The 21,396-nt window shown below is 61.3% G+C and carries 19 protein-coding genes and 1 riboswitch; of the genes, 10 read left to right on the top strand and 9 right to left on the bottom strand.

What is annotated here, in order from left to right; translation table 11 throughout:
* Window positions 1-132 precede the first annotated feature (132 nt).
* Window positions 133-750 (top strand): PAQR family membrane homeostasis protein TrhA, encoded by a 618-nt coding sequence (gene trhA / locus ACTJKS_RS11080; RefSeq protein WP_007964065.1) that lies wholly within the window; start codon window positions 133-135, stop codon window positions 748-750.
* Window positions 751-801: 51 nt separating this feature from the next.
* Here trhA and ACTJKS_RS11075 read toward each other — a convergent pair whose 3' ends face one another.
* Window positions 802-1,758: a LysR family transcriptional regulator gene (locus ACTJKS_RS11075; protein WP_108184069.1), complete on the bottom strand. Its 957-nt coding sequence runs from the start codon at window positions 1,756-1,758 to the stop codon at window positions 802-804.
* A gap of 108 nt (window positions 1,759-1,866) precedes the next feature.
* Between ACTJKS_RS11075 and ACTJKS_RS11070 the strand changes: the two genes are divergently transcribed.
* A complete protein-coding gene (locus ACTJKS_RS11070) occupies window positions 1,867-3,108 on the top strand; it encodes a D-amino acid dehydrogenase (RefSeq protein WP_108184068.1) in 1,242 nt (413 codons plus the stop codon).
* Between the two features lie 41 nt (window positions 3,109-3,149).
* Window positions 3,150-4,052: a transporter substrate-binding domain-containing protein gene (locus tag ACTJKS_RS11065; protein ID WP_108184067.1), complete on the top strand. Its 903-nt coding sequence runs from the start codon at window positions 3,150-3,152 to the stop codon at window positions 4,050-4,052.
* 4 nt (window positions 4,053-4,056) lie between these two features.
* On the opposite strand, the gene ACTJKS_RS11060 is transcribed toward ACTJKS_RS11065, so the two are convergent.
* Both ACTJKS_RS11060 and ACTJKS_RS11055 read right to left on the bottom strand, forming a co-directional pair.
* Entirely contained in the window at window positions 4,057-4,776 is a 720-nt protein-coding gene (locus ACTJKS_RS11060) for a 16S rRNA (uracil(1498)-N(3))-methyltransferase (RefSeq protein WP_108184066.1), read from the bottom strand.
* 152 nt (window positions 4,777-4,928) lie between these two features.
* The gene (locus ACTJKS_RS11055) at window positions 4,929-6,335 is read right to left on the bottom strand and encodes an adenosylmethionine--8-amino-7-oxononanoate transaminase (RefSeq protein ID WP_047297114.1); all 1,407 of its coding nucleotides are present in this window, start codon (window positions 6,333-6,335) and stop codon (window positions 4,929-4,931) included.
* A gap of 224 nt (window positions 6,336-6,559) precedes the next feature.
* Here ACTJKS_RS11055 and ACTJKS_RS11050 point away from each other — a divergent pair, with 224 nt between their 5' ends.
* From ACTJKS_RS11050 to ACTJKS_RS11040, 3 genes are all read left to right on the top strand, one after another.
* Window positions 6,560-8,329 carry a flavin monoamine oxidase family protein gene (locus tag ACTJKS_RS11050; RefSeq protein ID WP_262948151.1) on the top strand — a complete coding sequence of 590 codons (1,770 nt, stop codon included), beginning with the start codon at window positions 6,560-6,562 and terminating at the stop codon, window positions 8,327-8,329.
* A gap of 339 nt (window positions 8,330-8,668) precedes the next feature.
* Window positions 8,669-9,220 carry a cytochrome b gene (locus ACTJKS_RS11045; protein WP_108184063.1) on the top strand — a complete coding sequence of 184 codons (552 nt, stop codon included), beginning with the start codon at window positions 8,669-8,671 and terminating at the stop codon, window positions 9,218-9,220.
* A gap of 31 nt (window positions 9,221-9,251) precedes the next feature.
* Window positions 9,252-9,845: a YceI family protein gene (locus tag ACTJKS_RS11040; RefSeq protein ID WP_041063462.1), complete on the top strand. Its 594-nt coding sequence runs from the start codon at window positions 9,252-9,254 to the stop codon at window positions 9,843-9,845.
* A 221-nt stretch (window positions 9,846-10,066) separates the two neighbouring features.
* On the opposite strand, the gene ACTJKS_RS11035 is transcribed toward ACTJKS_RS11040, so the two are convergent.
* The 4 genes from ACTJKS_RS11035 to ahcY form a co-directional block, all read right to left on the bottom strand.
* Window positions 10,067-11,932: a DEAD/DEAH box helicase gene (locus ACTJKS_RS11035; protein WP_108184062.1), complete on the bottom strand. Its 1,866-nt coding sequence runs from the start codon at window positions 11,930-11,932 to the stop codon at window positions 10,067-10,069.
* Between the two features lie 222 nt (window positions 11,933-12,154).
* Window positions 12,155-12,967, bottom strand: a complete 813-nt coding sequence (locus ACTJKS_RS11030) for a substrate-binding periplasmic protein (RefSeq protein ID WP_041063457.1) — start codon at window positions 12,965-12,967, stop codon at window positions 12,155-12,157.
* A 148-nt stretch (window positions 12,968-13,115) separates the two neighbouring features.
* Window positions 13,116-13,961 carry a methylenetetrahydrofolate reductase [NAD(P)H] gene (gene metF / locus ACTJKS_RS11025; RefSeq protein WP_003229047.1) on the bottom strand — a complete coding sequence of 282 codons (846 nt, stop codon included), beginning with the start codon at window positions 13,959-13,961 and terminating at the stop codon, window positions 13,116-13,118.
* Window positions 13,962-14,135: 174 nt separating this feature from the next.
* A complete protein-coding gene (ahcY, locus tag ACTJKS_RS11020) occupies window positions 14,136-15,545 on the bottom strand; it encodes an adenosylhomocysteinase (protein ID WP_007959684.1) in 1,410 nt (469 codons plus the stop codon).
* A gap of 23 nt (window positions 15,546-15,568) precedes the next feature.
* Window positions 15,569-15,667: riboswitch (S-adenosyl-L-homocysteine riboswitch) on the bottom strand.
* Between the two features lie 196 nt (window positions 15,668-15,863).
* Between ahcY and ACTJKS_RS11015 the strand changes: the two genes are divergently transcribed.
* Complete coding sequence (locus ACTJKS_RS11015) at window positions 15,864-16,271, top strand: acyl-CoA thioesterase (protein WP_003229043.1); 408 nt, start codon at window positions 15,864-15,866, stop codon at window positions 16,269-16,271.
* Between the two features lie 151 nt (window positions 16,272-16,422).
* A complete protein-coding gene (locus ACTJKS_RS11010) occupies window positions 16,423-17,328 on the top strand; it encodes a formate/nitrite transporter family protein (protein ID WP_108184061.1) in 906 nt (301 codons plus the stop codon).
* On the opposite strand, the gene ACTJKS_RS11005 is transcribed toward ACTJKS_RS11010, so the two are convergent.
* Window positions 17,329-18,594 (bottom strand): cation:proton antiporter, encoded by a 1,266-nt coding sequence (locus ACTJKS_RS11005; protein ID WP_086793619.1) that lies wholly within the window; start codon window positions 18,592-18,594, stop codon window positions 17,329-17,331. It lies immediately after the preceding gene.
* Window positions 18,595-18,745: 151 nt separating this feature from the next.
* Between ACTJKS_RS11005 and ACTJKS_RS11000 the strand changes: the two genes are divergently transcribed.
* Together ACTJKS_RS11000 and ACTJKS_RS10995 are read left to right on the top strand one after the other, a co-directional pair.
* The gene (locus ACTJKS_RS11000; RefSeq protein WP_086793617.1) at window positions 18,746-19,579 is read left to right on the top strand and encodes an EamA family transporter; all 834 of its coding nucleotides are present in this window, start codon (window positions 18,746-18,748) and stop codon (window positions 19,577-19,579) included.
* A 39-nt stretch (window positions 19,580-19,618) separates the two neighbouring features.
* Entirely contained in the window at window positions 19,619-20,002 is a 384-nt protein-coding gene (locus tag ACTJKS_RS10995; RefSeq protein ID WP_027610617.1) for an MAPEG family protein, read from the top strand.
* Window positions 20,003-20,098: 96 nt separating this feature from the next.
* Here the strand turns inward: ACTJKS_RS10995 and mltA are convergent, their stop codons facing one another.
* Window positions 20,099-21,271 carry a murein transglycosylase A gene (gene mltA, locus ACTJKS_RS10990; protein ID WP_262948152.1) on the bottom strand — a complete coding sequence of 391 codons (1,173 nt, stop codon included), beginning with the start codon at window positions 21,269-21,271 and terminating at the stop codon, window positions 20,099-20,101.
* Between the last annotated feature and the right edge of the window lie 125 nt (window positions 21,272-21,396).

The following is a 21,396-nucleotide window of genomic DNA, read 5'->3' as shown; positions in this document are numbered from 1 at the left end:
CGGTATGCGCCGCTCTTTGTAGGAGCTGCCGAAGGCTGCGATCTTTTGATCTTTTAAACGGAAACATTGCGCTTTTACGCTCAAGGCCCGAGCCTTGCGCGTTGCGGTAACGAATCTTGAGGTGAGCGACACATGTATCACGGGGAAAAACTCAACGCCTGGACGCATCTGGTCGGGGCCGTGGCCGCATTTATCGGCGGCGTGTGGATGCTGGTGATTGCCAGCCTCGACGGCAGTCCGTGGAAGATCGTCAGCGTGGCGATCTACGCCTTTACCTTGCTGGTGCTCTACAGCGCCTCGACCGTGTACCACAGCGTGCGCGGGCGCAAGAAAGCGATCATGAAGAAGGTCGATCACTTTTCCATCTATCTGCTGATCGCCGGCAGCTACACGCCGTTCTGCCTGGTGACGCTGCGCGGGCCGTGGGGCTGGACGTTGTTCGGGATTGTCTGGGGGCTGGCGCTGATCGGTATCCTGCAGGAGATCAAGCCACGCTCGGAAGCGCGGATCCTGTCGATCGTGATCTACGCGGTGATGGGCTGGATCGTGCTGGTGGCGGTCAAGCCGTTGATCGCGGCGCTGGGCACGGCAGGGTTTGCCTGGCTGGCGTCGGGCGGGGTGTTGTACACCGTGGGGATCATCTTTTTTGCCCTGGATCACCGGTTGCGGCATGCGCACGGGATCTGGCATTTGTTCGTGATCGCCGGGAGTCTGCTGCACTTTGTGGCGATTCTGTTTTATGTCCTTTAGAACATCACAAATCCTGTGGGAGCGGGCTTGCCCGCGATGACGGCCTGTCAGTCACTCATGTGTTGATGGGGCCACCGCAATCGCTGGCAAGCCAGCTCCCACAGGGACCAGGGTTTGCAGTTGTATCTGCGCGCGTCTGCTGAATATCTGCAACAAGTCGCCGAGGGTATGCGGTGGCGGTTCGGTGGCGCGGGTCACTGCGTACAACGTGATCGGCAAGGGCGGCGCCAACGGGCGGATTACGGTGCTGGTCGGCGAAGCACCGAGTGCCGTGAAAGGGTCGATCACCGCCACCCCGGCGCCAGACTCCACCATCGCCCGCGCCAGCGAATACGTCTGCACGGCGATCCGCACGCGAGGCGGTGGCTCGACCGCTTCCAGGTAGCTGTCGAGTCGGGCAGCCAGCGGGTCGGCGCTGGATAGCCCGATCAGCGGTGCTCCCGCCAACGCCATCAGCGGCAACGGCTGACCGGCTTCTTCCTCCGGCCAGTAACCTTTCGGCGCCAGCGCCACCAACACGCCCGAGGCCAATGCCTGCGCCTTCAGTCCCGGATGATCCGGCAACTGCAACGTCAGGGCCACGTCCACTTCGCGCATCAGCAGGTTCTGCATCAGCTCGCGGCTGTGGGCGCTGGAGAGTTCGCAGGCGATGTCCGGGAACTGTGCCGTCCATTGCCGGATCGCCGGCGGCAGCAACGACAGCGCCAGCGCCGGGGTCGCGCCGATCCGCAGGCTGTGGCCGGGCTCGCGGCGCAGGCTCTGGGCCAGGCGTCGCACGCCCTGCAGACTTTCCGTGACCTTGTCGACTTCGCGCTCCAGCTCCAGCGCTTCCGGGGTCGCCTGCAATTTACCGCGCACCCGCAGAAACAGCGGAAAGCCCAACTGCTGCTCGGCGTGCTGCAGCACTTTGGTCACCGCTGGTTGCGAGACGTGCAGCAATTGCGCAGCGGCGCTGACCGAGCCGGTCTGGCGGATGGCCTGGAAAATCTCGATGTGGCGAAGGCGCATGGCGAGTCCATAACCTTTGTTTATAGGTCTGGCATCTTTATTCATTGTTCGGCGCCTGTCACCTCACCCTAACCTCAGCCTCGTCTTCACATAGAAATAAGGACGGACATGGCTCAGCGTGTGTGCATCATCGGCGGCGGCGTGATCGGGTTGGCAACGGCCTATGCGCTGGTGCGCGACGGTTTCGAAGTGACAGTGGTCGAGGCGCGGCAGTCGCTGGGCAGCGAAACCAGTTTCGCCAACGGCGGCCAGTTGTCCTATCGCTATGTGGCGCCGCTGGCCGATGCCGGCGTGCCGTTGCAGGCGATCGGCTGGATGCTGCGCGGCGACTCACCGCTCAAGCTGCGCCCGCGTCTGGACCCGGCGCAATGGCGCTGGATGGCGTCGTTTCTCGCCGCCTGCCGCACCTCGGTCAACCGCGAAAACGCGGCGCATCTGTTGCGTCTGGCGCTGTTCAGCCAGAGCACGCTGAAACGCTGGCGAGAGGATGATGGGCTCACCGGTTTCAACTGGCGGCGCAACGGCAAACTGGTGACCTTCCGCAATGCCGGCAACTTCGACCATGCGCGCAAGGGCTTGGCCGATCCGCAGCAACAACAGGTGTTGTCCGCCGCCGAATGTGCGCAGCTGGAACCGGCACTGACCGATGCGCCGTTTGTAGGCGCGATCTACACGCCGGATGAAGAAGTCGGCGACTGTCACGCCTTCTGCCAGCAGTTGGCGGCGCGATTGACGGCGTCGGGTCGCTGCGAGTTTCGCCTCGGTCAGGCAGTCACCGGCATTCGCCACAGCCACGGCGTCGTTACGGCGATTGAGCTTGGCAACGAAACCCTGCCAGTTGAACAACTGGTGATCGCCGCCGGGCACCGAAGCCCCTTGCTGGCGCTGCCCGGCCTGCGCCTGCCGCTGTATCCGCTGAAGGGTTACAGCCTGACCGTGCCGATCGGCGATGAGCATCGGGCGCCGGACGTGAGCATCACCGACTACGACCGCAAGATCGTCTACGCGCGCATCGGCGAACAGTTACGGGTGGCGGCGATGGTCGACATCGTCGGTTTCGACCCGGCGGTAGATCCCGAGCGGTTGGCACTGATCAAGCGCCAGGCCCGCGACACCTTTCCCGATGCCGGCAATTACGACGTGGCTGTTGAATGGGCGGGCATGCGCCCGGCCACCCCCACCGGCGTACCGCTGCTGGGCGCCACGGCGTATCGCAATCTGTGGCTCAACCTCGGCCACGGCGCGCTCGGTTTCACCCTGGCCTGCGGCAGCGGGCAGTTGCTCAGCGAACTGATTGGCCAGCAACGCCCCTCAATTGATCTGCACGGGTTCAATCCCCGTGCGGCGTGACAGTTTCTGCTAAAACACCCCAACCACAACGGAGAATAACAATGCAAAAAATCACGTTGCTCGGCTGCACACTGGCGCTGTTCATCGGCGCCCAGGCACAGGCCAATGAAGTGCCGCTGACCGGCGCGCTTGGCAAGATCGCCAGCGCCAACAGCATCACCCTGGGCTATCGCGATGCGTCGGTGCCGTTCTCGTATGTGGGCGATCACACCGGGCAGCCGATGGGGTATTCGGTGGAGCTGGCGGGCAAGATTGTCGAGCGGATCAAGCAGCAACTGGCGTTGCCGGAGCTGAAGGTGAAGTACAACCTGGTGACGTCGCAGACGCGGATTCCGCTGGTGCAGAACGGCACGGTTGATCTTGAGTGCGGCTCCACCGGGGTGACGGCCGAGCGGCAGAAACAGGTCGCGTTCTCCTACGGTTTCATCTACGTCAAAGGGCAGTTGCTGACCGCAAAGGACAGCGGCATCCACAGCTTCGATGACCTGCGCGGCAAGAACGTGGTGACCACCGCCGGCACCACCAACGAGCGCTATCTGAAGAGCTACAACCTCGACCACAAACTGAACATGTTTGTGATCAGCGCCAAGGATCACGGCGAGGCTTTTCAGATGCTGCAATCGGGACGGGCAGCGGCCTTCTACATGGACGACGCATTGCTCTACGGCGAGCGGGCCAAGGCGCGGGACCCGCACAACTGGGTCGTGGTGGGGGAGGAACAATCGCGGGAAATCTACAGCTGCATGGTGCGCAAGGATGATCCGCCATTCCTCGCGCTGGTGAACGGCGCGCTGGCCGATCTGTACAGTTCGGGGGAGATCAACGAGATCTACCGTAAGTGGTTCGAACAGCCGATCCCGCCGAAAGGCTTGAACCTTGAGTTCCCGATGACCAGCGAACTCAAGGCAATCATCGCCAAACCGATCAGTGATCCGGTGCAGTGACGGGTTAGAAATCACCCCACAGTTGCTGCGCCACCGCCAGTGCAACCACCGGCGCAGTCTCGGTACGCAGCACGCGTGGGCCGAGGCGGGCGGCGTGGAAACCGTTGGCCTTGGCTTGCTCGACTTCGGCGTCGGACAAGCCGCCTTCGGGGCCGATCAGAAACGCCAGCGTCGCCGGTTTGGCATGGCTGACCAACGGCTCCGCCACCGGGTGCAGAACCAGTTTCAGCGCGGCGTCGGTCTGTTTCAGCCAGTCCGTCAGCAGCACCGGTGGATGAATCACCGGAACCCGCGAACGACCGCATTGCTCGCAAGCGCTGATCGCCACCTGACGCCAGTGCAGCAGGCGCTTGTCGGCGCGTTCGTCCTTGAGCCGCACTTCGCAGCGCTCGCTGAAGATCGGGGTGATTTCGCTCACGCCCAGTTCGGTGGCTTTCTGGATCGCCCAGTCCATCCGTTCGCCACGGGACAGGCCCTGGCCGAGGTGGATCTGCAGCGGCGATTCAATCTGCCCGGCTAACTGCTCGTCGATCTGTACGACGACGCGTTTCTTGCCGACTTCCACCAGCGAGCCGCGAAACTCATGGCCGGAACCGTCGAACAACTGCACCGCATCGCCCTCGGCCATGCGCAGCACGCGGCTGATGTAATGCGCCTGGGCTTCCGGCAGTTCGTGTTCGCCGGTGCTCAGGGCGGCGTCGATAAAGAAGCGGGACAGTCTCATGGTGGGTCTCTAAAAAGATGTGAATCAGTTGGATCGGAGTCGACTTCATTCGCGAGCAAGCTCGCTCCCACATTTAGAATGCATTTCCCTGTGGGAGCGAGCTTGCTCGCGAAAGGGACAGTCCAGGCACTGCAAATCTCAAGTAAGCCGGATCAGCCCGGATCACGGAACCCAGGATGGAAATCCTTCGGCACCGCCACGCTGACGCTGTCGCGAGTGGCGATGTCGATGCCTTCGCTGGCGACTTCGGCGAGGAAGTCGATCTGCTCCGGGGTGATCACGTACGGCGGCAGGAAATACACCACGCTGCCCAGCGGCCGCAGCAGCGCGCCACGCTCCAGCGCATGCTGGAACACCTTCAGGCCGCGACGTTCCTGCCAAGGGTAGGCCTCTTTCGTGGCTTTATCCTTGACCATCTCGATCGCCAGGACCATGCCGGTCTGGCGCACTTCGGAGACGTTCGGGTGATCAACCAGATGCGCAGTGGCCGAGGCCATGCGCCGGGCCAGCGCCTGATTGTTCTCGATGACGTTGTCCTGCTCGAAGATATCCAGCGTCGCCAACGCCGCCGCACAGGCCAGCGGGTTGCCGGTGTAGCTGTGCGAATGGAGAAAGGCGCGCAGGGTCGGGTAGTCGTCGTAGAACGCGCTGTAGACCTCGTCGGTGGTCAGGCACGCCGCCAGTGGCAGGTAGCCGCCGGTCAGGGCCTTGGACAGGCAGAGGAAGTCCGGGCGGATGCCAGCCTGTTCACAGGCGAACATCGTGCCGGTGCGGCCGAAGCCAACGGCGATTTCGTCGTGAATCAGGTGCACGCCGTAGCGGTCGCAGGCTTCGCGCAGCAGCTTGAGGTACACCGGGTGATACATGCGCATGCCGCCGGCGCCTTGAATCAACGGTTCGACGATGACTGCCGCCACGCTGTCATGATGCTCTGCCAACGTCTGTTCCATGGCGGCGAACAGATTGCGCGAATGTTCTTCCCAGCTCATGCCTTCGGGGCGCAGGTAGCAATCCGGGCTCGGCACCTTGAGGGTGTCCATCAGCAGCGCTTTGTAGGTTTCGGTAAACAGCGGCACGTCACCGACCGCCATCGCCGCCATGGTTTCGCCGTGGTAGCTGTTGGTCAGGGTGACGAAGCGTTTCTTGTTCGGCTGGCCGCGGTTGAGCCAGTAGTGAAAGCTCATTTTCAGCGCGACTTCGATGCAGGACGAACCATTATCGGCGTAGAACACCCGGTTCAGGCCTTCCGGGGTCATTTTCACCAGACGCTCGGACAGTTCGATCACCGGTTGATGGCTGAAACCGGCGAGAATCACGTGCTCCAGCTGATCGACCTGATCCTTGATGCGCTGGTTGATGCGCGGGTTGGCGTGGCCGAACACGTTGACCCACCAGGAGCTGACGGCGTCGAGGTAGCGCTTGCCTTCGAAGTCTTCGAGCCACACGCCTTCACCGCGCTTGATCGGGATCAGCGGCAGCTGTTCGTGGTCTTTCATCTGGGTGCAGGGATGCCACAACACCGCGAGGTCGCGTTGCATCCACTGGTTATTCAGGCCCATTTACAGTCTCCTCGAGGCGGCTCGCGTCAGGCGCGGGCAAACAATCGCGCAAGCCTATGCAATGCATCGCGTCGGAACAACCCATTGTGTCGATTGAGCTACTTTGTATGGGCCGATAGACGTCGCTGGCGGCGTTTTGATGGCTGACGTATTCTTCGCGGTTCTTTGGGTCGTCTGACCCGCAAAACTGCTTTTTTCCTACGTGTATTTCCGGAGTTCGCTGAATGTCTGTCGGTTGGCTGCGCGCCTGTGCGCTGGTGATGTTGGGGCTGTTCAGCGTTACGGCGCTGGCCAAGGATAAAACCGCAATCGTGATCGGCGGCGGCCTGTCGGGCCTGACCGCGGCTTACGAGCTGCAAAACAAGGGCTGGCAGGTCACCCTGCTGGAAGCCAAACCGAGCCTGGGCGGTCGCTCGGGCATGGCCACCAGCGAGTGGATCGGCAACGACAAGACCCAGCCGGTGCTGAACAAATACGTCTCGACCTTCAAGCTGAGCACCACGCCAGCCCCTGAATTTGTGCGTACACCGGGTTATCTGATCGACGGTGAATATTTCTCCGCTGCTGATCTGGCGACCAAGCAACCGGCCACCGCCGATGCCTTGAAGCGCTATCAGAAAACCCTCGACGATCTGGCCCGTTCGATCGATGACCCGCAGAACCCGGCCGCGACCAACACCCTGCATGCGCTGGACCAGATCAACGTGTCGAGCTGGCTCGACAAGCAGAACCTGCCGGCCACCGCGCGTCAGTTGATCAACCAGGACATCCGCACCCATTACGACGAGCCTTCGCGTCTGTCGCTGCTGTATTTCGCCCAGCAGAACCGCGTGTATCGCGGCGTCTCTGACCGCGACCTGCGTGCCTCGCGTCTGGTCGGCGGCAGCCAGGTGCTGGCCCAGGCTTTCGTTAAACAGATCAAGACCATCAAGACCAACTCGCCGGTGTCGGCGATCACTCAGGACAAGGACGGCGTGACCGTCAAGGTCGGCAGTGTCGGCTACCAGGCTGATTACGTGGTGCTGGCCGTGCCGCTGCGCGCGCTGAACAAGATTGCGCTGACCCCGGCACTGGACGCCCAGCATCTGGCCGCGATCAAGGGCACCAACTACGGCTGGCGCGACCAGATCATGTTGAAGTTCAAGACGCCGGTGTGGGAAAGCAAGGCGCGCATGTCCGGTGAGATCTACAGCAACGCCGGCCTCGGCATGCTCTGGATCGAACCGGCGCTGAAGGGTGGCGCCAACGTGGTGATCAACCTGTCCGGCGACAATGCCCGCGTGATGCAGGCGTTCGGCGACAAGCAGATGGTCGATCAGGTGCTGATCCGTCTGCACGCGTTTTATCCACAGGCCCGTGGCTCGTTCACCGGTTATGAAATCCGTCGCTACAGCACTGACCCGTCGATGGGCGGCGCCTACCTGGCTTACGGCCCGGGCCAGATCAGCAAGTTCTGGCGCCTGTGGGAGCGCCCACTGCAACGCGTGACCTTCGCGGGCGAGCACACCGACACCCTGTACCCGGGCACCCTGGAAGGTGCGCTGCGCACTGGTCAGCGTGCGGCCAGTCAGGTTGAAGACCTGGCCGCCGGCAAGTCGTTTGAACCGGTCAAAGTGGTTCCGGCTGCAGCAGCGGCGGGCTCAGCGGGTGCCGTGGCGGCGAAGAAGGGTAACTTCTTCAGCAACCTGTTTGGCGGTTCGGACGACGAGAAGAAGCCAGAGCCTGCGAAGGCGCCTGAGCCGGCTCCAGCGCCAGCGGCCCCAGCGCCTGCACCGGCTCCGGCACCTGCGCCAGCTCCGGTGGAAGCGCCGAAACCCGCTGCTCCGGTGAAAACCGAGCCGGCGAAGAAAGCGCCAGCCAAGCCTGCGGCGAAGAAGCCTGCAGCGAAAACCGAGACGAAAAAGGCCCCAGCCAAGCCTGCGGCGAAAAAGGCTGAGCCGGTGAAGAAGCCAGCGGCCAAGCCTGCAGCAACGACCGAGACCAAGGCGCAGTAAGCCTTGCGGTGAATGAAAAAAGCGCGGCGTTTATGCCGCGCTTTTTTTTGCCTGTCAGATCGCTTTCGCGAGCAGGCTCGCTCCCACATTTGACCGAGTGCTTTCAGAGAGAATGCGATCACCTGTGGGAGCGAGCCTGCTCGCGAAGGGTTCGCTCAGACAACGCAATTCCATTGTCTGGCAACAACATCCCGCCACACTTTTCCCGCTTAATCTTTCCTTAACAAGCCACTTACAGACTCTTGATCGTATTTCTCGATATTTCAAAGCAAAATTTTCCGCTTTAATTCGATAGATAACTCGCTAGTCTTGGTTCGCAGTTCTCACAGGATTTGGGCAATGCAGCTACGTAACTCTGCTTCACGCTATGGTTGGGTCAGCATCTTCATGCACTGGGGCGTGGCGCTGGCAGTCTACGGACTGTTCGCGCTGGGTCTGTGGATGGTGGGGCTGGATTACTACAGCAGCTGGCGCAAAGACGCGCCGGATCTGCACAAGAGCATCGGTCTGGTGTTGTTGGGTGTGATGGTGTTGCGGGTGCTCTGGCGCTTTATCAGCCCTCCGCCGCCAACCCTGCAGAGCTACAGCCGCATGACCCGCATCGGCGCCAAATTCGGCCACGGGTTTCTGTACGTCGGGCTGTTCGCTGTGATGCTTGCCGGTTACCTGATTTCCACCGCAGACGGTGTCGGGATTCCGGTGTTTGGTCTGTTTGAAGTGCCTGCACTGGTTTCCGGGCTACCGGATCAGGCAGATACCGCTGGGGTGATTCATCTCTGGCTGGCGTGGGCGCTGGTAATTTTTTCCGGCCTCCATGCGTTGGCAGCATTGAAGCACCACTTTATCGATCGTGATGCGACCCTGACGCGAATGCTCGGTCGCAAATCCTGAAATTCAACCTCGACTCAAAGGAAAAGAAAGCATGTTGAAAAAGACTCTGGCCGCTCTGGCAATCGGTTCGGCCGTACTGTCCGCGAACGTGATGGCTGCTGATTACACCGTCGACAAGGAAGGCCAGCACGCCTTCGTCGACTTCAAGATCAGCCACCTGGGCTACAGCTACATCACCGGTACCTTCAAGGACATCGACGGCAAGTTCAGCTTTGACGCTGCCAAGCCTGAAGACAGCAAAATCGAATTCAACGTGAAGACCGCCAGCGTGTTCACCAACCACGCCGAGCGCGACAAGCACATCGCCAGCAAAGACTTCCTGGACGTGGGCAAATACGCTGACGCCAAGTTCGTCTCCACCAGCGTCAAATCCACCGGCAAGAACGCCGCTGGCAAAGACACGGCTGACGTGACCGGCGACCTGACCCTGCACGGCGTGACCAAGCCAATCGTGGTCAAGGCCGTGTTCCTGGGCGAAGGCAAGGATCCATGGGGCGGCTACCGTGCCGGCTTCGAAGGTACTACCAGCATCAAGCGTTCTGATTTCGGCAAGATGATGGACCTGGGCCCACAGTCCGACAACGTCGACCTGTACATCTCGTTTGAAGGTGTGAAAGCGAAATAACTTCGCTGCCACACTAAAACGCCCCCGGTCGCAAGGCCGGGGGCGTTTTTTATTGCCCGCCACAACCCGAATCCCCTGTAGGAGCTGCCGAAGGCTGCGATCTTTTGATCCTGNCAAAAGATCGCAGCCTTCGGCAGCTCCTACAGAAAGCGGGTTCTGGGACATCCATAAAAAATGCCCCGGCTCTTTCGAACCGGGGCATTTTTCATGGCTGCGATAACTCAGCGATTGCGGGTCAGCAAGGCTGGTTTTTCGCCGCGCGGACGGGTCGGCAGTTGATCGAGCTGCTCAGGCGTCGGGAAGCGGTCGGCTTTCGACTCCTTGTGCATGATCTTCGGCCCGGTGCTGCGCGGGTTCTGCACGGCCGGTTCGGCGCGTTGCTGATCGTCGCGAGCCGGACGGCGGTTGCGCGAGGACTCGTCACGACGGCCCTGGCCATCACGTGGAGCGCCGTTGCGCGGGCCGTTGCGTTTGCCCGGCGGGGTGCCGGTGCTCGAACCGTTGCTGTTGCGCGGGCCGTTCTGGCGACCTTGCGATTGACCGCCGCGAGGTGCGCCGGCACCTGCGCCCTGGCCTGGCGCGCCCGGACGGCGACTACGCCCACCGGCCGGAGCGGCTTTGGGCACGTAGTCAACGCGGTTACCGAAGTTATCGATATCGTCGTCGAGGAACTCGTCCGGTGCACGGTCGGCAGCCGCGCGTGGTGGCTGGCTTGGGCGCTGTTCGCGGCTCGGCGTGCCTTCACGTGGTTTCTGCTGACGGGCAGGGCGCTCGCCGCGTTCGCCGGCCGGCTTTTCCTTGCCCTTGTCTTTGCCTTTGTCCTTGCGACCGCCGCCACCGCCGCCGCCATTCGGACCGTCGCCACGCGGGCCGCGGGAGTTGCGCGGGTTGCGCATGTCCGGACGCTCGCGCACTTCAGGCTTCTCGGCCTCGATGGTGCTGGCATCGAAGCCCATCAGGTCGCCGTCGGCGATTTTCTGCTTGGTCATGCGTTCGATGCTTTTCAGCAGTTTTTCTTCGTCCGGTGCGACCAGCGAGATCGCCTCGCCCGAACGACCGGCGCGGCCAGTACGGCCGATACGGTGCACGTAGTCTTCATCGACGTTCGGCAGTTCGAAGTTGACCACGTGTGGCAACTGGTCGATGTCCAGGCCGCGTGCGGCAATGTCGGTAGCGACCAGAATGCGCACTTCACCGGCCTTGAAGTCTGCCAGGGCTTTGGTGCGGGCGTTCTGGCTCTTGTTGCCGTGGATCGCCACAGCCGGCAGGCCGTGTTTGTCCAGGTATTCGGCCAGACGGTTGGCGCCGTGCTTGGTGCGGGTGAACACCAGTACCTGTTCCCAGGCGCCGGCGGTGATCAGGTGCGCCAGCAGGGCACGCTTGTGGCTGGCCGGCAGACGGAACACGCGTTGCTCGATGCGCTCGACCGTGGTGTTCGGCGGCGTGACTTCGATGCGTTCCGGGTTGTGCAGCAGCTTGCCGGCCAGATCGGTGATGTCTTTGGAGAAGGTCGCCGAGAACAGCAGGTTCTGACGCTTGGCCGGCAGACGCGCGAGGACTTTCTTCACGTCGTGCACGAAACCCATGTCGAGCATGCGGTCGGCTTCGTCGAGGACGAGGATTTCGACGTGGGACAGGTCAACGCTGCCCTGGCCGGCGAGGTCAAGCAGGCGACCCGGGCAGGCGACGAGGACGTCAACGCCACGGGACATGGCCTGGACTTGCGGGTTCATGCCGACGCCGCCAAAGATGCAGGCGCTGACGAATTTCAGGTCACGGGCGTAGATCTTGAAGCTCTCGTGAACCTGGGCCGCGAGTTCGCGGGTCGGGGTCAGGACCAGGACGCGCGGTTGGCGCGGGCCGTGACGCTGGGATTTGTCCGGGTGACCGTTGGGGAACAACCGCTCCAGGATCGGAAGGGCGAAACCGCCGGTTTTACCGGTACCTGTCTGTGCCGCAACCATCAGGTCGCGACCTTGCAACACGGCGGGAATGGCCCGCTGTTGCACCGGAGTAGGCTCGGTATAGCCCGCATCTTCGATGGCACGGACTAAAGCCTCGGAGAGACCGAGGGAAGCAAAGGACATGAGTAATCCTGTTTTAGTTAGGGCTTGGCCCAATGGGAGTCTTGCCTGGCGCGAATCGCGTTTAAGAGGACGCGACCCCGTCCGGTCCTGCTGCGGTCTCGAAGGCACGTCAGGAGCGCTCGCGCGGGCTGAAAAGCTGCGCTGTAGCGGGACTGGAGGCCTGTTACGGTTCCGGGCGTCCGGGCGTGAGCCTGGCGGGAACGCCGGAGTATAACAGAGCAATCACTGCGCGCTGCTTTCCTGCTGCTCAACGGTTTTGCGGCTGGCCGAGACGTTGCTCATTGGCGCAGCGTCGACCGGGGCTGCGCCGTAGCGTGCGCTGAGCTCGGCGTAGGCCGGTTCGCGCTTGAAGCGCTTGAGCTCGGCGCCAAAACGCGCCACCAGCAGATCCATCCCGGCATTGCGGCGAACGGCCAGATATTGGCTCTGGCGGCTGATAACTGTAGGGTTTTCGCTGATTTGATCGCGGATATTCAACTGATCGAGCAAATGCTGACCGACGCGGCGATCGGTGATCAGCAAGTCGATACGCCCGCGCAGCAGTTTGCCGAAGTTGGCTTCGTGGGTGGGCGCCGGTTCGCGGGTGAACAGTGTCGATTCGCTGAAGTCAGGGCTGTACAGATAACCCGGCGAGGTGCCGATGGTCAGGCCTTTGAGTTCTTCGAGTTTGCTGAACGGGTGTGGCCGGTCGTTGGCGTAGAACATCACGAACTCGACGTCCGACAGCGGTTCGATGGGGTAGAGCAGGGTGGCGTCGCGCTCGTCGCTGTGAAAGATGTCCAGTGCGCCGTCAGCCTGACCGGTTTCGAGCATCGACAGGCAACGTTTCCACGGCAAAAATTGCCATTCGACCTCGATCCCCAGACGCTTGAACACGATGGCCGTGGTTTCGTAATCCAGCCCGAGGTTCTTGCCGTCCTCTTCGTACACGTACGGCGCCCATGGCTCGGTGACAATACGCAACTTCTCGCCCCGAGCGGCAAAGCTCAGGCAAGCAAAAACCAGCACCGTGAATAATTGCGCGATCAAAGGCATGGCTTGAGATTACGACGAGAAACGCGAAAGAGCCAGAAAGTGCCTGCACAAGCTCTAATTCGGGGATTCAAAAGCAAAAGATCGCAGCCACGACACCCCTGTAGGAGCTGCCGAAGGCTGCGATCTTTTGATTGTGTTTTGATGCTTTTTAGCGCGGCAACTTCAGGTTATTCCAGATCGCCAGACTAGGCTCGGCCTGGTTCATGGAATAGAAGTGCAGCCCTGGTGCGCCACCTTGCAGCAGGCGTTCGCACATTTCGCTGACAACCTGCTCGCCGAAGCGCTGAATGCTCTGGCTGTCGTCGCCGTAGGCTTCCAGTTGCTTGCGGATCCAGCGCGGGATTTCCGCACCGCAGGCATCGGAGAAACGCGCCAGCTTGCTGTAGTTGGTGATCGGCATGATCCCCGGTACCACCGGAATATCCACGCCCAGCGCCTGCAAACGGTCGACAAAGTAGAAGTAGCTGTCGGCGTTGAAGAAGTACTGGGTGATCGCGCTGTCGGCGCCGGCGCGGGCCTTGCGCACGAAGTTGGCGAGATCGTCTTCGTAGTTGCGCGCTTGCGGATGCATCTCCGGATAAGCGGCAACTTCGATGTGGAAATGATCACCGGTTTCTTCACGAATGAATTCAACCAGTTCATTGGCGTGACGCAGCTCGCCGCTGGTCATGCCCATGCCGGACGGCAGGTCACCGCGCAGGGCAACGATGCGCTTGATGCCGGCAGCCTTGTACTCGTTCAGCAGGCCGCGCAGGTCGTCTTTACTGTCGCCGACGCACGACAAGTGCGGTGCGGCCGGTACTTTGACTTCGCTTTCCAGCTGCAGAACGGTGTTGAGGGTGCGATCACGGGTAGAACCGCCAGCGCCGTAGGTGCAGGAAAAGAAATCGGGGTTGTACGTTGCCAACTGGCGGGCAACGTTGAGCAGTTTTTCATGCCCAGCATCGGTCTTGGTCGGGAAGAACTCGAAGCTGTAGCGACGGTCTTGGGACATGGTCATACCCTTGGAAACACGTAAGCCGGACGCTGTACTCCTGTAGGAGCTGCCGCAGGCTGCGATCTTTGAAGATCAAAAGATCGCAGCCTGCGGCAGCTCCTACACAGAGCGGTCAGCAGCGCCAGTCAGGCAACGCGGTGCGCCAGGCACACCGCGTCGACGCTCAGCCAATCAGTAGCGGTAAGCGTGCGGCTTGAACGGGCCTTCGACGGTCACGCCGATGTAGTCAGCCTGTTGCTTGGTCAGTTGAGTGACCACGCCGCCGAAGCCGCGCACCATTTCCAGGGCCACTTCTTCGTCGAGTTTCTTCGGCAGTACTTCAACGGTCAGACGCTCGGCTTTCTGGGCTGGCGACAGGTCGGCGTACTTCTGGCCGAACAGGAAGATCTGCGCCAGTACCTGGTTGGCGAACGAACCGTCCATGATGCGGCTCGGGTGACCAGTGGCGTTGCCCAGGTTCACCAGACGGCCTTCGGCCAGCAGGATCAGGTAGTCGTCGTTCTGCGCGTCGAAAGCGCCCGGGCCGGTACGGTGGATCTTGTGTACCTGTGGCTTCACTTCTTCCCATGCCCAGTTCTTGCGCATGAAAGCGGTGTCGATTTCGTTGTCGAAGTGGCCGATGTTGCAGACAACAGCGCGCTTCTTCAGAGCTTTGAGCATGTTCGCGTCGCAAACGTTGACGTTACCGGTGGTGGTCACGATCAGGTCGATCTTGCCCAGCAGCGCTTTGTCGATGCTTGCTTCGGTGCCGTCGTTGATACCGTCGATGAACGGCGAAACCAGTTCGAAACCGTCCATGCAGGCCTGCATGGCGCAGATCGGGTCAACTTCGGAAACCTTGACGATCATGCCTTCCTGACGCAGGGACTGGGCCGAACCCTTGCCCACGTCACCGTAACCGATGACCAGCGCTTGCTTGCCGGACAGCAGGTGGTCGGTGCCGCGCTTGATCGCATCGTTCAGGCTGTGACGGCAGCCGTACTTGTTGTCGTTCTTGGACTTGGTCACCGAGTCGTTGACGTTGATCGCCGGGATCTTCAGCTCGCCCTTGGCCAGCATGTCCAGCAGACGGTGAACGCCGGTGGTGGTTTCTTCGGTCACGCCGTGAACGCGGTCCAGTACTTGTGGATACTTGTCGTGCAGCAGCTGAGTCAGGTCGCCGCCGTCGTCGAGGATCATGTTGGCGTCCCATGGCTGGCCATCTTTCAGGATGGTCTGCTCCAGGCACCACTCGTACTCTTCTTCAGTCTCGCCTTTCCAGGCGAAAACCGGGATGCCGGCGGCAGCGATGGACGCAGCGGCCTGATCCTGAGTCGAGAAAATGTTGCAGGACGACCAACGTACTTCGGCACCCAGGGCAACCAGGGTTTCGATCAGCACGGCAGTCTGAATGGTCATGTGGATGCAGCCGAGGATTTTCGCGCCCTTGAGCGGCTGCTCGGAGGCGTACTTGCGGCGCAGACCCATCAGGGCCGGCATTTCCGACTCGGCGATGATGGTTTCGCGACGGCCCCAGGCAGCCAGGGACATGTCGGCAACTTTGTAATCGTTAAAATCTGCAGGCGTGATAACAGCGCTCATGAAGAGCCTCCATTCGTAATGTATGCGAATGGGCGCCGTTGTGCGTTTAGTGTCCGGCCGTGGCCAGTCAACGCCCCATCCGAGCCTGACAGGTTGATCCTGCTGCAGCGCCCCTCGGACAGGTGGCGGGAAAACGGTAACAAGTGAAGGTTACCGTTTTGAAACGGGGGCGATTATAGCCGTCTAGACTGATCTTCCAAAGGGTTTCTGTCGGCCAGATGAAGATCGTTAATAGCGACCATAGTAGAAGGCTCATGGAGCCTGACCGCCCGGTCTGCCAAGATGGCGCCATCTTTCGGCAAACGCTCAGGAGTGAACATGAATTTCCACACCCGCAAATGGGTCAAACCCGAAGACCTGAACCCCAACGGCACCCTGTTTGGCGGCAGCCTGCTGCGCTGGATCGACGAAGAAGCGGCGATCTACGCGATCGTCCAGTTGGGCAATCAGCGCGTGGTGACCAAGTACATTTCCGAAATCAACTTCGTCAGCGCCTCGCGCCAGGGCGACATCATCGAACTGGGCATCACCGCCACCGAGTTCGGCCGCACCTCGATCACCCTCACCTGCGAGGTTCGCAACAAGATCACTCGCAAGAGCATCCTCACCGTCGAAAAGATGGTCTTCGTCAACCTCGGTGAAGACGGCCTGCCAGCGCCGCACGGGCGGACCGAGATCAAGTACGTCAAAGATCAGTTCAAGGAAGATGAGCTCGTCACCAAGTAATGCAAGCCCTGTAGGAGCTGCCGAGGGCTGCGATCTTTTGACTTTGTTTTGGTCGAGCAAAATCAAAAGATCGCAGCCTTCGGCAGCTCCTACAGAACGTATTCCGAACGGCAAGGGTCGTAGCTAAAAGCCCCCACCCGGTTCCCACGCCATGACCACCCCGACAGACGGCAAGACCCCCAATCTCTCGACCGATGAACAACATGAAGTCGAGAAAAACCAGCCGCCTCGCGCAGCGGTTCTGCATGAAATCATCCGCACTCAGGGCGATCAGGAACTGGAGCGCAGCATCGCCGCGTTGTGGTGGTCGGCGCTCGCGGCCGGATTGACCATGGGCCTGTCGCTGATGGGCATGGGCCTGCTCAATTCGCGCCTGCCCGAGGGCGACGAATACAAGGTCATCGCCAGTTTCGGCTACTGTGCCGGTTTCCTCGCGGTGATTCTCGCCCGCCAGCAACTGTTCACCGAAAACACCCTGACCGCCGTCCTCCCGGTGATGACCAAACCGACCCTGGCCAATTTTGGCCGGTTGATCCGCTTGTGGGGCGTCGTCCTGTTCGGCAATTTGTGCGGGACGATTCTGGTGGCGTACGTGATGCTCGAGCTGCCGATCTTCGACACCAAGACTGATCACGCCTTCCTTGAAATCGGCCGCAAGGTCATGGAGAACCACGCCAGCCAGATGTTCGCCAAGGGCATCGTCTCCGGCTGGATGATCGCCACCATGGTCTGGATGATCCCGTCCATGGAGAGCGCGAAGATGTGGATCATCATCCTCATCACTTATCTGATGGCGTTGGGCGACTTCACCCACATCGTGGTCGGTTCGGCAGAAGTCTCGTATCTGGTGTTTGCCGGCGAGTTGCCGTGGAGTGATTTCTGGATGGTGTTTGCCGGTCCGACGCTGGCGGGGAATATCATCGGCGGCAGTTGCATCTTTGCCCTGATCAGCCATGCGCAGATCCGCAGCGAAAGCGGTGCGCCAAAGGAAACAGGCAAGGCCAAAGGGGCTGCGGATCAGGCCGAAAAGCCTGACCCGCAGCAGATCAGAAAATGATCAGTGGTGCGCGGGCTCGGCCGTGGTGGCCGGCTCGTCGCGGGTGGCGTGCTTGACCAGTTTGCCGATGGTCAGGCCCTGCAACAGGATCGACGACAGCACCACGATGTAGGTGATGCTCAACAGCAAGTCGCGCTCCGGGCCCAGCGGCAGAGCCAGCGCCAGTGCCACCGAAACACCACCGCGCAAACCGCCCCAGGTCAGGATGCGGATGGTGCCACGCGGCACTGTGCGCCAACGCCGCAGCAGAACGATGGCCGGGGCCACGGTGAGCAGGCGCGACAGCAGGATCGCCAGTGCCAGCAAACTGGCCGCCGCCACGTGCGCCCAGTTGAACGGCAGCAGCAACAGCTCCATGCCGATCAGCGCGAACAGCAGGGCGTTGAGCATGTCATCGAGCAGCTCCCAGAAGCCGTCGAGGTACTTGCGGGTCATGTCGTTCATCGCCAGGTTACGCCCCAGGTTGCCGATGATCAGGCCGGCCACCACCATCGCAATCGGCGCCGAGACGTGCAACTCGGTGGCCATCGCCGAACCGCCGATCACCAGCGCCAGGGTCAGCATCACCGTGATCTGATGCTGCTGGACGCTTTTGATCATCCGGTACACCCCATAACCGATCAGCCCGCCGAACAGCACGCCGCCAAGGGCTTCATGCACGAACAGCATGGCCGTGGCGCTGAGGGTCGGCGTCTCACCCAACTGAGCGATGCCCAGCAGCACGGTAAACACCACGACCGCGGTGCCGTCGTTGAACAACGACTCGCCGACGATGGTGGTTTTCAGCGGTTTTGAGGCATTGGCGGTACGCAGTACGCCGAGTACCGCGATCGGGTCGGTCGGCGAAATCAGCGCGCCGAACAGCAGGCAGTAGAGGAAGCTCACGTGCCAACCGAACAGGGCAAAAATGTAATAGGCGAGGCTGCCGATCACGGCGGTGGCAATCAGCACGCCGAACGTCGCCAGCAGGCCGATGGGCCAGCGATAGCTGCGCAAATCGTTGAGGTTGACGTGCAGGGCGCCGGCGAACAGCAGGAACGACAGCATCCAGTTCATCAGCAGGTCGCCGAAGTCGATCTGGCCGATCAGTTGCTGCACGCGTTCTTCGAGGCCGGGGTAGCCGAGCACGCTCAGGCCTTGCAGCAACAGGGAGAACATCAGCGCGGTGACCATGACGCCGATGGTCGGCGGCAGGCCGATGAAGCGGTAATTGACGAAGGTGAGAAGGGTGGTGAGGCAGATAAAAGCGGCTACAAGTTCTAGCATCCGGGCTCCATTGGATGGGGGGAAAGACAGCGCCCCGATTCTTCGGCGCGAAAGTTGGATGGGCTGTTTCGGGGTGGGGACACAATCACATCCCTCGGTTGGTCAGTGGTACGCATTGGTGTAGGGTCAACAAAAAATCAAGGAGTGGGACGTGGCGGCGACAGTTCTGGTGTTGATGGCGGCGCTGTTGCATGCGACGTGGAATACCCTGATCAAGTTCAGTGCCGAACGGCTGTTGGTGGTGGCGTGCATGGACACGGTGGCGCTGTTGTTCGTGGCGCTGGCCTTTCCATTCATCAGCCTGCCACCGGCGCACATCTGGCCGTGGATTCTGGCGTCGGCAGCATTCGAGCTGCTGTATCGCTATCTGCTGATCCAGGCTTATCGGGTCGGCGACCTCGGATTGGTCTATCCCTTGATGCGCGGCTTGTCGCCGCTGGTGGTACTGGCGCTGACCCTGATCTTCGCCGGCGAAGTGCTCACCACGCAGCAGATCTTCGGGATCATGCTGATTCCGCTGGGCATGGTCTGTCTGCTCTGGCAGGGCGGTGGTGGTAAACATTTGCCGTGGTCGATGCTGCCGGTGGTGGCGCTGATCGGGCTGTGCATTGGTTGCTACACCTACATCGATGGCCAGGCCTTGCGGCGCTGGTCGCATCCACTGGATTACCTGGTCTGGGTCACGCTGCTCAGCGCCTGGCCGTTTCCGTTGCTGGCGTGGGTCGCCAAACGCCCGGCATTTCTGGTGTTCTGGCGCGAGCAATGGAAGCTGGGGCTGGCGGTCGGGTTCTGCGTGTTGTTCAGCTACGCTCTGGTGCTGTGGGCGATGCAATTGGGCTCGATTGCCGAAGCGGCGGCCTTGCGTGAGATCAGCGTGATTCTGGTGGTGCTGTTCGGCATGCGCTACCTGAAAGAACCTTTCGGCAGGCCGCGGCTCTTAGCCTGTGGGCTGGTGCTGATCGGCATGCTGGTGATGAAGTTCTGACTGCCCGCCATTTCCAACACTCGAAAAAAGGACGGCGTTATGACGGTGGCTCTGTGGTGTGTATTGATCGCGATTTTCCTGCCGTATGTGTGCACGATTGTGGCCAAGGTCTCGGGCGGTTTCCGGCTCAGTGACAATCATGATCCTCGGGACTTTCTCGATAGCGTGGGCGGCGTCGCCCGACGGGCGCATGCGGCGCAGCTGAACAGCTTCGAAGTGATGCCGGCATTTGCTGCCGCAGTGATCGTTGCGCATCTGGTGGGCACGGCGCAGTTGGTGACGGTGAATGTGCTGGCGGTGCTGTTTATCACCAGTCGCCTGCTGTACATCATCTGCTACCTGGCGGACTGGGCGATCTTGCGGTCGCTGGTGTGGTTCGTCGGGATGGGGCTGATTGCTGCGTTCTTCTTTGTATCGGTATAGGTAAAGCAAGATCAAAAGATCGCAGCCTGCGGCAGCTCCTACAAGGTTGATACATGTCCCCTGTAGGAGCTGCCGCAGGCTGCGATCTTTTGCTTTTCAAGGTTTGTCGGCGACCTGGGGCACTTGCGGCAACGCCGCACCTTTAGGCCAGAGCATCCAGATCTGCCCCTGCTGTTTCATGTCCCCGGCCAGTTGCCCGGCTGCGTCGCCGGTGCCCCAGAACAAGTCCGCGCGCACCTCGCCAGCAATCGCGCCGCCAGTGTCCTGCGCCGCGACCGGGCGAACCAGAGCGGTGCCATCCGGACGGGTGGTTGACAACCACAGCAGACTGCCCAACGGAATCACCTTGCGATCCACCGCCGCGCTGTACCCGGCGGTCAGCGGTACGTTCAGTGAACCACGTGGGCCTTCGTTGCTGTCCGGGTTACGGGTGAAGAACACATAACTCGGGTTGCTGCCCACCAGCTCCGGAATGCGCGACGGGTTGGCCTTGGCCCAATTGCTGATCGCGCTCATGGTCACGTCTTCTTTCTTCAACTCGCCCTGTTCCACCAGCCAGCGACCGATCGGTCGGTACGGGTGGCCGTTCTGGTCGGCGTAGGCGATGCGCAGTTGTTTGCCGTCCGGTGTCTGAATTCGCCCGGAACCCTGGATCTGCAAAAACTGCAGGTTCATCGGATCGGTCAGGTACGCCACTACCGGGGCTTTGACGCCTTTGGATTCGATGGTTGCGGCGTCGTCATACGGCTTGAGCACCCGGCCTTCGAGGCGACCGCGCAGGCGCTTGCCCTTGAGTTCGGGGTAAATGCTGTCCAGCGACACGATGATCATGTCTTCGGGCACGCCATATACCGGCACGTTGGCTGTTGCGGTGGGGGTCAGGCTGCCGGGGTAGACCGGCTCGTAGTAACCGGTGATCAGGCCGTTGGGGTTGTCGTGTTCGGCGCGCAACCCGAACACATCCAGGTTCTGCTTGAGAAACGCGCGAATTTCGCCGGCGCTCTGCGGCACGTTGGCGGCTGCCGCGCAGGTGCCACCCCAGATCGGATCAGCCTTGAGTCGGGTGCAGGCGCTGCGCCACGAGCCGAAACCGGCGACCAGGTCGCTGTCGGACACCGCCGGCAGGGCTTCCCAGGTGGCGCTGGAATAAGTTGCCAAGGCGTGGGTTTTCGGTTTGGCATTGTCGCCGCCCGTACAGCCAGCAAGGATTGCCAGCAGCGGCAGGGTTGCGATCAGCGGGTGACGCCAGGCCTTGAAACGGCTGTTCATGGAGTGATTCCTGTGCCGGTTGCCGAAGTGCTCCATGCGCTCGGGCAACCCGTATTTTTAATAGGGCTATTGGTGTTTGACGGCGACGCGAGGATACTGGCCGCCGAATTCCGTGACCTGAAGCC

The organism is Pseudomonas sp. 22189 (assembly GCF_052045635.1).
GTDB lineage: Bacteria > Pseudomonadota > Gammaproteobacteria > Pseudomonadales > Pseudomonadaceae > Aquipseudomonas > Aquipseudomonas parakoreensis.
The sequence above is the reverse complement of the archived record's forward strand: the minus strand, read 5'-3'. Positions and strand labels throughout refer to the sequence as shown.

Bases quoted from the DNA above. Each gene is read 5' to 3' on its own strand.
- trhA (WP_007964065.1), top strand. From the start codon at position 133: ATGTATCACGGGGAAAAACTCAACGCCTGGACGCATCTGGTCGGGGCC.
- ACTJKS_RS11075 (WP_108184069.1), bottom strand. From the start codon at position 1,758: ATGCGCCTTCGCCACATCGAGATTTTCCAGGCCATCCGCCAGACCGGC.
- ACTJKS_RS11070 (WP_108184068.1), top strand. From the start codon at position 1,867: ATGGCTCAGCGTGTGTGCATCATCGGCGGCGGCGTGATCGGGTTGGCA.
- ACTJKS_RS11065 (WP_108184067.1), top strand. From the start codon at position 3,150: ATGCAAAAAATCACGTTGCTCGGCTGCACACTGGCGCTGTTCATCGGC.
- ACTJKS_RS11060 (WP_108184066.1), bottom strand. From the start codon at position 4,776: ATGAGACTGTCCCGCTTCTTTATCGACGCCGCCCTGAGCACCGGCGAA.
- ACTJKS_RS11055 (WP_047297114.1), bottom strand. From the start codon at position 6,335: ATGGGCCTGAATAACCAGTGGATGCAACGCGACCTCGCGGTGTTGTGG.
- ACTJKS_RS11050 (WP_262948151.1), top strand. From the start codon at position 6,560: ATGTCTGTCGGTTGGCTGCGCGCCTGTGCGCTGGTGATGTTGGGGCTG.
- ACTJKS_RS11045 (WP_108184063.1), top strand. From the start codon at position 8,669: ATGCAGCTACGTAACTCTGCTTCACGCTATGGTTGGGTCAGCATCTTC.
- ACTJKS_RS11040 (WP_041063462.1), top strand. From the start codon at position 9,252: ATGTTGAAAAAGACTCTGGCCGCTCTGGCAATCGGTTCGGCCGTACTG.
- ACTJKS_RS11035 (WP_108184062.1), bottom strand. From the start codon at position 11,932: ATGTCCTTTGCTTCCCTCGGTCTCTCCGAGGCTTTAGTCCGTGCCATC.
- ACTJKS_RS11030 (WP_041063457.1), bottom strand. From the start codon at position 12,967: ATGCCTTTGATCGCGCAATTATTCACGGTGCTGGTTTTTGCTTGCCTG.
- metF (WP_003229047.1), bottom strand. From the start codon at position 13,961: ATGTCCCAAGACCGTCGCTACAGCTTCGAGTTCTTCCCGACCAAGACC.
- ahcY (WP_007959684.1), bottom strand. From the start codon at position 15,545: ATGAGCGCTGTTATCACGCCTGCAGATTTTAACGATTACAAAGTTGCC.
- ACTJKS_RS11015 (WP_003229043.1), top strand. From the start codon at position 15,864: ATGAATTTCCACACCCGCAAATGGGTCAAACCCGAAGACCTGAACCCC.
- ACTJKS_RS11010 (WP_108184061.1), top strand. From the start codon at position 16,423: ATGACCACCCCGACAGACGGCAAGACCCCCAATCTCTCGACCGATGAA.
- ACTJKS_RS11005 (WP_086793619.1), bottom strand. From the start codon at position 18,594: ATGCTAGAACTTGTAGCCGCTTTTATCTGCCTCACCACCCTTCTCACC.
- ACTJKS_RS10995 (WP_027610617.1), top strand. From the start codon at position 19,619: ATGACGGTGGCTCTGTGGTGTGTATTGATCGCGATTTTCCTGCCGTAT.
- mltA (WP_262948152.1), bottom strand. From the start codon at position 21,271: ATGAACAGCCGTTTCAAGGCCTGGCGTCACCCGCTGATCGCAACCCTG.